The following is a 10208-nucleotide window of genomic DNA, read 5'->3' on the forward strand; positions in this document are numbered from 1 at the left end:
ACCGATAACTCAAGCTCTGTCGAAAGGTTATTTTTAGTTCGATGAAAATAAAGATTCACGGGACGCTGCTCCGCTACACATAGTGCATACTCATGGAAATAAGTTACACTTGAAGCATGAAGCAAACACGCACCCTCCAAAACTCGTACATTACTGAAAGCATCAAAAATATTGATAGGCTGTCTGAGCGTGTTCGTGAACACTTGGGTGTCAACGCATCGCAACAAAGTCTTTATGTGCTGCCAAAGCAGCAAGAGGTGGTGCTAGTGGTTGATAGCCCGGTTTTCGCTTCACAATTACGTTATCAACAAAACGATATTCTTCGATTTATCAACACAACGTTCTTGAGTGAATTCAAACGGGTAAAGGTAAAGATATCGCCACCGGTTATGCAAGCTAAACCTAAACCGGCGGTTCACAAGGAACTACCCAAAAACATTAAAGATATGCTTTCAGGCGTCCGGGATGAATTAGATAATTGAGATTACGCGTAGCCTAGTTCGCCAGCATAACTCACTGAAGCTTCTTGCTCTTCTTCCATTGTCGTGAGCTCCCATGCATCAGGCTGAGCAATTAACTCATGAAGCAGTAGATTATTAATCGCATGGCCGGACTTATGTCCGTGATAGGCACCAATAATGCTGTGACCAATAGTATATAAATCACCGATAGCATCTAGCATTTTGTGTTTTACAAACTCATCGCTGTAGCGCAGACCGTCTTTATTTAAGACCCGATATTCATCCAGTACGACTGCATTGCCCAAACTACCACCTAACCCCAGGTTTCTCGAGCGCATATACTCAACATCACGCATGAATCCGAAGGTGCGCGCACGGCTGATTTCACGACTGTAAGAACGCTTAGAAAAATCCAGAGCCAGTGTTTGCCGAGTAGATTTCACCGCGGGGTGATCAAAGTCGATTTCAAACGAGACCTTAAAACCGTCATATGGACGCAGCTCTGCCCATCCGGCTTTATTTTCAAAGCGGACGGTTCGTTTAATCTTCACAAACTTTTTAGCAGAACGCTGAGTTTCAATACCTGCAGACTGAATCAGATAGATGAATGGAGCAGCGCTACCATCCATTACCGGTATTTCAGACGCGGTTAAATCAACATAAGCATTATCAATACCGAGACCCGCAAAAGCAGACATCAAATGTTCAATTGTGGCAACCTTAACCCCATCCTGAACCAGCGTTGTACTGAGAACCGTTTCTCCAACTGCCTCAGGTGTGCTATGAATTTCGACAGGAACATCAAGATCAACTCTGCGATACACAATCCCCGTATCTGGCGCTGCTGGCCTGAGTGTTAACCCTACTTTTTGTCCTGAGTGCAAACCGATGCCTACCGTGCTGACGGTACGCTGTAATGTTCTTTGTGCTAGCATAAAATCCCCATTTATCGAGCCGTTATTATTGTTCTGGCTGATATATTATGGTGGGTAAGTGTATTTAATGAATTATAACCTGCGCTTAACGCCTCACAGATTTGTGCGCTATCATGCAATAAAATCAACAGCTTGTCTATAGATGTGCTACTTTTGAGATCGCCTGAGGTACCACATGGCGACTACTGAACGCCGTAATTTGTTGAATAATACCCTCTGCAGAAAGTCCTATTTCAGCTAATTGAGCTTCCCGTTCAGCATGTTCTATGTAGTTATCCGGAATGCCTAAATGAAGCACTGGAATACTAACGCCTTGTCGTGCCAAGCTCTCTGATACAGCACTTCCTGCACCACCTTGAATCGCATTGTCTTCAAGTGTCACAATGACATCATGATTACTGGCAACATCCAGAATTATAGCCTCATCCAGTGGCTTTACGAATCGCATATTCACCAGCGTCATATCCAAAGTATCCGCTGCTTGTTGTGCAGGGGCGAGTAGCGAGCCAAATAGCAAAAGAGCCACACGCGCTCCGCTTCTTAGCGTCGTAGCTTTACCGATTTCCATAGCCGTCATTACCGCATCCGGTTCAATGCCAACACCTTTACCACGCGGGTATCTGACTGCTGTCGGACCATCTTGCAAATACGCAGTGTAAAGCATTTGCCGACATTCGTTCTCGTCTGCAGGCGCCATGACAATCATGTTAGGAATGCAGCGAAGGTATGACAAGTCGTAATTTCCAGCGTGTGTTGCGCCATCTGCACCAACCAGTCCTGCACGGTCAATCGCAAACACAACCGGCAAGTTTTGAATCGCCACATCATGAATTAGCTGGTCATAAGCGCGCTGTAAGAAGGTTGAGTAGATAGCAACGATCGGTTTAGCGCCATCACAAGCCATACCCGCCGCCAAGGTCACTGCATGCTGCTCTGCAATTGCAACATCAAAGTATCGTTCCGGAAATTTGTCAGAGAACTCAACTAAACCGGAGCCTTCACGCATAGCCGGAGTAATCCCGACCACACGCTCATCACTGGTTGCGATATCGCACAACCAACGGCTAAAGACTTGTGTGTAAGTAGGCGTAGATGTCTTGGTACTTTTAACAATTCCCTGCTCGAGATTAAATGGTGAAACGCCATGATAGGTACAAGGGTCATTCTCAGCAGGCTCGTAGCCTTTTCCCTTTTTTGTGACTACATGGACGAAGCGAGGCTCGTCAATGTCTTTAATATTTTCAAACATCCGTACTAACTCAAGCACATCATGCCCATCAACCGGGCCATAATAAACAAAACCCATTTCCTCGAACATTGTTCCGGGCATCAACATGCCTTTGGTATGCTCTTCTGCCCGACGAGCCAACTTTTTCATGCCCGGCGTTCCAGACAAGATCTTTTTACCTTGCTCGCGAATACTGGAGTAAAGTGGTCCCGATAAAAGTCTTGCTAAGTATTTACTTAAACCACCCACATTCGGTGAAATCGACATATCGTTATCGTTGAGTACCACCAACATCCGTGCGTCTAAATCACCCGCATGATTCAACGCTTCATATGCCATTCCGGCGGTTAATGCACCATCACCAATAATGGCGACACTTTGACGGTCAATACCCTGCTGTTTCGCAGCAATTGCCATTCCTAAAGCCGCACTGATTGAGGTACTGGAATGACCAACACCGAACGTATCGTATTCACTTTCACTACGCTTGGGAAATCCTGATAAACCACCCTGCTGGCGTATCGTATTCAAACTATCACGCCTACCGGTCAATACCTTGTGGGGATAAGCCTGATGACCGACATCCCATACTAAGCGATCTTCAGGCGTGTTAAACACGTAATGAAGAGCGACTGTCAATTCAACCGTACCCAGACCTGCAGAAAAATGACCACCTGAACCTGACACAGATTCTAATAGGAACGCACGCAACTCATCACACAACTCAGGAAGCTGCTCTTTTTCTAGGCCGCGAAGCTCTTTTGGTGTCACAATCTGATCTAACATAGGCATTTACTTAATACGTTGTACTATAAATTGGGCGATATTCCGTAATAGATCAGCCTCATGGCCGAAGTCATCCAGCGCCGCTAGTGATTCTTGGTGCAATAATCGAAGTTTTTCTTTAGCCCCGGCCATGCCTAATATTGACGGATAGGTCGGTTTGTTTGCAGCAATATCAGCCCCTTGCTGCTTACCTAATGTATCGGTATCGCTTTCCACATCAAGAATATCATCCTGCACCTGAAAGGCCAGACCGATAGCGTCGGCATATCGTCGCAATAATTCCCGCTGTTTTTCATCTATGCTGTCGCTGCAATATGATGGCATCATCACACAAGCATTAATTAAAGCACCCGTCTTGTGTGCATGCATGGTTTCAAGGGCTTGCTCCTGTAGCGCTAAACCAACGGAGGCAAGATCAATTGCCTGCCCTCCCACCATACCACGAGATCCCGCCGCTACCGACAAAACCTTAATCAATTTAAGCTGTTGATCCGGGCGCAATCCCTCGATTGGTTCACTCAACCATTCGAAAGCAAATGCCTGAAGCGCATCCCCGGAAAGAATAGCCGTTGCCTCATCAAATGCTTTATGTGCAGTCGGAAGTCCGCGACGAAGGTCGTCATCATCCATTGCGGGTAAGTCATCATGAATCAGCGAATATGCATGGATACATTCAATAGCGACCGCTATACGATCCAAGGGTAACAATGGTATCTGCAGCGCAGCTCCACTGGCATAAACCAAACCGGGACGAATCCGCTTGCCTCCCGCTAAAGCAGAATAGCGCATAGCTTCATGCAGGCGAGAGGGTGCAATATCCTCAATCGCCAGGGCTTCGGAAAGAACCTGCTCAATACGCAAGCGATGAGGTTCTGACAATCGAACATCACTCATCGTCTGATAATTCTTCTTCACCATCAGCCGTCAGCAAGATAACCCGCTGCTCAGCATCTGCTAATAAACTCTGACAGTCACGACTGAGACGAACCCCTTGCTCAAATGACTGCAAGGCTTCTTCGAGAGACAAATCACCCTGCTCAAGCTTACTAATAGTCGCTTCTAGCTGGGCAACGGAGTCTTCGTAGTTGATTTTCTTTGCTGATTTACTCATGCCGATGATATTGATCTTTCATACATTGAATTGCAAGCAGATACTGTATTAGAAAAGCTAATCATGTATCTTGAAGTCAAGAAAACATTCCTCTACCATCAGATTCAGAATTTAAGGAGAACGCTCATGTTCAGTTTTGATTTTGGCTTACCTATGCTCCTCGTTGTTATCTTAGTAGCAATCGCATGGTTGAGCTTTTTCTCAGTCGTACTCTTTGGCTGATTGAAGACGACGTTAAGTCGCCTAGCTTCACATAGAAAAGGCCGCAGTAATATGCGGCCTTTTTGCTGTCTGTTAAATGGAGGGTGAAGCTAACTTACACCTCAACACCCACTTTCAACTTCTTAATCGCTGCACTTTCAAGCTGGCGAATTCGCTCAGCTGAAACACCATACTTGTCAGCAAGATCCTGAAGCGTTGCTTTCGTATCAGCTAACCAACGGCTTGCCAGAATATCTTTGCTGCGGTCATCTAACTCAGCCAACGCATTATTAAAGCGTGACTGCGTATGATCCTGCCAGTCCTGATCTTCCAGCATATCCGCCGGATCCTGACTTTCCTGTGGCAGCAAGTACTGACTTGGTGCATAAGCCTTGTCGTCATCTTCCTGACTAGGCGACAAATCGAATGAGATATCCTGCCCACTCATTCGCTTTTCCATTTCCATGACGTCTTTACTGGTGACGCCAAGATCTGTCGCAATATCATCAACTTCAGCGGCATTTAACCAACCAAGACGCTTTTTGCTGCTTCTCAGGTTGAAGAAAAGCTTACGTTGTGCTTTAGTCGTTGCAACTTTCACAACCTTCCAGTTGCGTAAAATAAATTCGTGTATCTCTGCACGGATCCAGTGAACCGCGAATGAAACTAAGCGTACATTGACCGTTGGATCAAAGCGTTTAACAGCTTTCATCAAACCGATATTACCTTCCTGAATAAGATCAGCCAGAGGCAGACCATATCCACTGTATCCACGAGCGACCTTGATCACGAAGCGTAAGTTATGCATAACCAGTGCGCGTGCAGCATCTAAATCTTCATGCTCCACCAAACGCTCTGCATAAGCTTTCTCTTCTTTTACAGTCAGGACCGGTATTTCGTGCACCGACTGCACATAGCTATCCAAACTACCTGCGGATACAGTTAGTAAGGTACTATTTAATGCCAGTGACTTAGCCATATATTTTCTCCAAATTTCGTACTTTTTAGCACTCATACACTGAGAGTGCTAATTCTCGAATTAGTTCCGGATAAAGTCAAGTTATTGACGAATATTGCAGCTAAACGGTTGATTTTATGACAACGTAGCAAACACGTTTTCTGCTGCACTCAATGTATCTTCAATATTCTGATCTGTATGCGCTGATGATACAAATCCCGCTTCATACGCAGAAGGCGCCAGGTTTACCCCTTGAGCCAACATGCCATGGAAGAAACGGTTAAAGCGTTCAATATCACACGCTGTTACTTGTTGGTAAGTTGTTACCTGCTCTTCATTTGTAAAGAACAAACCAAACATTGCACCAACCCGATTCGCTGACATGGCAATACCATTATCCTCGGCGGCTTTCAGCATACCTTTAACCATACGTTCGGTTTTGACATCCAGATCTTCATAAAAGCCATTCCGGCTAATTATTTCTAATGTCTTCAAACCCGCAGCCATTGCAATTGGGTTACCTGATAGCGTACCAGCCTGATAAACCGGACCTGTAGGTGCTAGTTGCTTCATCACCTCCGCACGCCCGCCAAATGCCCCAACCGGCATTCCACCACCAATAATTTTACCCAATGTAGTCAAGTCAGGTTTAACGCCGTAGTAAGCTTGGGCGCCACCTTGAGCAACCCGGAAACCAGTCATTACTTCATCAAAAATCAACAAAGCGCCTGACTCATCACACACTTCACGCAGAGACTCTAAAAAACCAGATATTGGCGGTACGCAGTTCATATTGCCCGAAACAGGCTCAACAATAATACAAGCAATACTATCGCCCTGCTCTTTAAACAAAGCCCGTACCTGATCAGGGTTGTTGTAATCCAGCGTTAGTGTATGTTTGGCTAAATCGGCCGGCACACCCGGTGAGTTAGGCTCACCAAATGTCAGTGCACCAGACCCTGCCTTTACCAATAGCGAGTCTCCGTGGCCATGATAGCCACCTTCAAACTTAACGATATTATCTCTACCAGTAAAACCACGAGCCAGACGAATCGCAGACATGGTTGCTTCTGTTCCGGAGTTCACCATACGCACCATTTCGATTGATGGCATGATCCGGCGAATCGCTTCAGCCATTTCAACTTCGATCCCCGTAGGCGCACCATAACTAAGACCACGTCCGGCGGCTTCTTTTACAGCCTCAATGATTTCAGCATTAGCGTGGCCCGCAATCATTGGTCCCCACGAGCCAACGTAGTCTATATATCGCTTGCCATCAGCATCAAATAAGTAAGCCGCTTCGGCATGCTCGATAAACAGCGGTGTTCCGCCCACTCCTTTAAATGCACGAACGGGAGAATTAACACCACCCGGAATCACTTTTTGTGCGCGTGTAAATAACTGCTCTGATTGACTCACAATACCACCTTAAATTCTTTATTTGCGTTTAGTCGTTTTTGCCCGACGGACTACTGAAGTTATCATTTAACTTCTGCACAAACTGATCCACATCATTTCTGATAGCTGATAATTTACCACTCACACGACCACTCCAACCTGTTGGGTTGCTTCGGAATATACTGACCCAAGACCGCGTCCCTTTAGTGAAGGCAGCAGCAACATTACCATAGGCTGTCTCTTTTTCCAGAGACTTAGCAATGCCTTTCACGCTCCATTTGCGAATCACGAAATGGATAAACATTAACAGAACGATAAATGCAATCAAAATAGCCAGACTGAACCAGTCAGATAATAAGGCTAGCGGATTAGTAAACCATTGCTGTAACCAGCCCGTACTCCAAGCCAGGGCGCCAAAACCTGCGGTCACTAAGCCCATCGCCAGACCATCAAAGATCATCACTCGTTTGCGCCAACGCGATCTTGCCTGTTTAATTTGCGGAACCGCTTGTTGCTCTATTTGATTCGACAAAGACTCAAGATTGCCAATGATACGATAGACACGCTCGACATTGATTTCATCCATACGCTGAGTAACTTCTTTGTAGTCCGCATCACGCTTGGCTAAATATCGATCCCAGACACCTTGATTCTCGACAGGGACAGCAAGGTCAGTATTGAACATGACGTAAAAGCGCCCTGTGCTCAATCCGCACTGAACCAATGCTTTGTGCCATGAAGCGACAATAGACTCCAGATTATCTTCTTTTGCTGAGGTATCGATCTGATTCAAAATGAAAAGGAACTTACTGCTGTCATTACGTCGCTGTGCCCCTTTTACCAAATGCTCAAGTGTATCTTGCATTGCACCCGGCTCAGGATGGCGGGCATCGAACAACACCAGCACCAAGTCTGACAGATCAATAATATGATCAGTCAGCTTCAGCGTTGACTTGCGCTGCTCATCAGCATCGAACCCCGGAGAATCAATCAGAATTTTTCCACGAAGTGCTTCACTGGGGACTACCTTCATCTGGAGATAATTATCGATTTTGGAACCTTCGCCCTGGGTAACCTGCTCGATTTCTTCACTAATTTGATAGAAAGGAAAACGAGGATCACCATCCAAAGCCAGACCGGGCAATGTACGACTGGCCTCATCAGAGCTATAGGAAATCACCGTGAAACGATCATCTACCGCTTGATTCCCTGTATCTTGAAGCTTCATGCCCAGATATGAATTGATGAAGCTAGACTTTCCCGCAGAAAAAGTACCCAAAACAGATATCAACGGCCACCAGGAAATACGAGTTGCATAAGATTCGCCTGGCTCGAGTAAACCCATTTTATGAGCAATTACATCAAGTTTTTTGTACCTTTCCACTATCGCAACTAAGACAGGGTTTTCTTTCTTAAGGTGAGTTTGCAGATTCTCTAGACGTTGCTGCATACGTTGAGCTGGTGTCATTGAACGACCTTTATAAAAATTTACGAAGATTAGTGAACATAGACCTAAAATGAAGACTAAGCAGCCAGAGAAACTAGCGCCATATCAATGATGGGCAGTATACGGTAATAAATGTGCAGCTATAAGTCAGCTAACCTTATTGTAATACTAATTAATTTACACAAACAAAAAGGCCGGACGCTGCAACGAAGCAGGTCCGGCCGATAATAGACTGGTCTATTACTTATCTAACATAGCACGGATACTAGCCGCTCGCTCAGGGAAGAACAGGCCGATGAAACCAACCATGTTTGAGACTCGCTCACCATTACCCTTTTCGATCATAGGCTCTGCAATGTCAGCGTACAACTCAGCAGCTTTCTTAGGAAAGCCCTGACGCCAGAATACATTACCTAACTCACCTTTATGCTCGATCACAGAAGGCTCACGCTCAATCAAAGCTGTATAGATTTCAGCAGCTTCTTCAAGACCGTTATTCCAGTAAGCTTCACGCGCCATCATCAACAAGTCTTCACTCGACTTATCAGCAAAACCGCCGGTCAGTGCAGAAACCGCTGTCTCTTCAGAAGCCTCAGCAGCTACTTCAGTACTTTCAGCTTCGACTTCAGTTGCCGCTTCTTCAACCTCTGTTGACACTGCCGCTTGCACTGTTTCAACTTCAGTCGCTACAGCTTCAGCTGTGCTGGTAACCACCTCAGTGGTAGCTTCTGTAGCATCGGCAACCGCTTCAGTCGTTGCTACAGCAGCAACTGCAACAGCTGCTGTGCCTGCAGCTGCAGCAGCTTTTGTATCTACGACCGCTTCAACCGCTTCTTGCTTAACTTCAGCAACAGCGTCAGATGCTGCAGTCTCAGCCGTAGCAGTTGTTGATTCAGCAACTTGCTCAACCTTTGCCTGACTATCAGCTTCAGCAGTGTCATGCCCTGCCTTGTTACCACCAAATATCCATGCCAATAACACCGCAAGAATACCTAAACCCCAAGCAGCCTGAACAATTCGGTTTCCTAGCAGCCAACGTATCATTTCCATCAAAATTCTCCTTATTATCTGCCTAAATTACTCGCTTTTCTCGGCGTCAGTTTTTTCGGCAGGCATTTCTCCGCCCATACTCATCATCCCAGGCATATTCATCATCGGCATATGTGGATGACCACCTTGATAATGACTACCCATACTCATTCCGTAAGAGTAAGCTGGTACAGGTACGATAATGACACGCTGCACTCGGGTTACTTTTCCATTGCTGTTTTGAGGCTGAGCATTCTGCTGAACCAGCATCTGATTGAAGTAATTCATCATCATGCGCTGCTGTTGCATCATCGCCTGACGATACTGAACTTCCATCTGACGCATCTGCTGCTCATACATCGCAAGCGTTTGGGTATAGTCAGTGGTTGTGGCTGCAGCCTGAACTGCAGGTGCAGGTGCAGGTGCTGCAACTTCTTCAGTCTTTTCTTCTTCGACTGCTGCTACAACTTCTTCGGTTTTCTCTTCCTCAACCGCTGCTACAACCTCTTCGGTTTTCTCTTCCTCAACCGCTGCTACAACTTCTTCAGCCTTCTCATCTTCGACTGTTGCTACAACTTCTTCGGCATTCTCTTCTTCGACTGCTGCAACAACTTCTTCAGTCTTTTCTTCTTCGACTGCTGCTACAACTTCTTC

At 45.9% G+C, this 10208-nt stretch carries 10 protein-coding genes; 1 reads left to right on the forward strand and 9 read right to left on the reverse strand.

What is annotated here, in order from left to right; genetic code table 11:
• Positions 1–116: 116 nt before the first annotated feature.
• On the forward strand, positions 117–482 hold the full coding sequence (locus DKW60_RS03965; RefSeq protein ID WP_109836371.1) for a DciA family protein: 366 nt from the start codon (positions 117–119) through the stop codon (positions 480–482).
• Between the two features lie 2 nt (positions 483–484).
• Here the strand turns inward: DKW60_RS03965 and lpxC are convergent, their stop codons facing one another.
• From lpxC to DKW60_RS23590, 9 genes are all read right to left on the reverse strand, one after another.
• Positions 485–1396: a UDP-3-O-acyl-N-acetylglucosamine deacetylase gene (lpxC, locus tag DKW60_RS03970; RefSeq protein ID WP_109836372.1), complete on the reverse strand. Its 912-nt coding sequence runs from the start codon at positions 1394–1396 to the stop codon at positions 485–487.
• A 136-nt stretch (positions 1397–1532) separates the two neighbouring features.
• On the reverse strand, positions 1533–3410 hold the full coding sequence (dxs, locus tag DKW60_RS03975) for a 1-deoxy-D-xylulose-5-phosphate synthase (RefSeq protein ID WP_181389576.1): 1878 nt from the start codon (positions 3408–3410) through the stop codon (positions 1533–1535).
• A gap of 6 nt (positions 3411–3416) precedes the next feature.
• Positions 3417–4304, reverse strand: coding sequence for a polyprenyl synthetase family protein (locus tag DKW60_RS23585; protein WP_181389577.1), 888 nt, complete (start codon positions 4302–4304; stop codon positions 3417–3419).
• Complete coding sequence (locus tag DKW60_RS03980; RefSeq protein WP_109836373.1) at positions 4297–4521, reverse strand: exodeoxyribonuclease VII small subunit; 225 nt, start codon at positions 4519–4521, stop codon at positions 4297–4299. Before DKW60_RS03980 ends, DKW60_RS23585 begins: the two co-directional genes overlap by 8 nt.
• Before the next feature lie 316 nt (positions 4522–4837).
• Positions 4838–5701, reverse strand: coding sequence for an RNA polymerase sigma factor RpoH (gene rpoH / locus DKW60_RS03985; RefSeq protein WP_109836374.1), 864 nt, complete (start codon positions 5699–5701; stop codon positions 4838–4840).
• A gap of 114 nt (positions 5702–5815) precedes the next feature.
• Positions 5816–7099, reverse strand: coding sequence for a glutamate-1-semialdehyde 2,1-aminomutase (gene hemL, locus DKW60_RS03990; RefSeq protein WP_109836375.1), 1284 nt, complete (start codon positions 7097–7099; stop codon positions 5816–5818).
• Between the two features lie 28 nt (positions 7100–7127).
• Positions 7128–8546: a dynamin family protein gene (locus tag DKW60_RS03995; RefSeq protein WP_109836376.1), complete on the reverse strand. Its 1419-nt coding sequence runs from the start codon at positions 8544–8546 to the stop codon at positions 7128–7130.
• Between the two features lie 219 nt (positions 8547–8765).
• Positions 8766–9575 (reverse strand): tetratricopeptide repeat protein, encoded by an 810-nt coding sequence (locus DKW60_RS04000; protein WP_109836377.1) that lies wholly within the window; start codon positions 9573–9575, stop codon positions 8766–8768.
• Between the two features lie 27 nt (positions 9576–9602).
• A partial coding sequence (locus DKW60_RS23590) for a hypothetical protein (protein WP_181389578.1) occupies positions 9603–10208 on the reverse strand: 606 nt, incomplete at its 5' end.

Source organism: Leucothrix pacifica (assembly GCF_003172875.1).
Lineage (GTDB): Bacteria > Pseudomonadota > Gammaproteobacteria > Thiotrichales > Thiotrichaceae > Leucothrix > Leucothrix pacifica.

Coding starts and splice junctions, on each gene's coding strand:
- DKW60_RS23585 (WP_181389577.1), bottom strand. CDS start 4,304: ATGAGTGATGTTCGATTGTCAGAACCTCATCGCTTGCGTATTGAGCAG.
- DKW60_RS03980 (WP_109836373.1), bottom strand. CDS start 4,521: ATGAGTAAATCAGCAAAGAAAATCAACTACGAAGACTCCGTTGCCCAG.
- DKW60_RS03995 (WP_109836376.1), bottom strand. CDS start 8,546: ATGACACCAGCTCAACGTATGCAGCAACGTCTAGAGAATCTGCAAACT.
- dxs (WP_181389576.1), bottom strand. CDS start 3,410: ATGTTAGATCAGATTGTGACACCAAAAGAGCTTCGCGGCCTAGAAAAA.
- DKW60_RS03965 (WP_109836371.1), top strand. CDS start 117: ATGAAGCAAACACGCACCCTCCAAAACTCGTACATTACTGAAAGCATC.
- rpoH (WP_109836374.1), bottom strand. CDS start 5,701: ATGGCTAAGTCACTGGCATTAAATAGTACCTTACTAACTGTATCCGCA.
- DKW60_RS04000 (WP_109836377.1), bottom strand. CDS start 9,575: ATGGAAATGATACGTTGGCTGCTAGGAAACCGAATTGTTCAGGCTGCT.
- lpxC (WP_109836372.1), bottom strand. CDS start 1,396: ATGCTAGCACAAAGAACATTACAGCGTACCGTCAGCACGGTAGGCATC.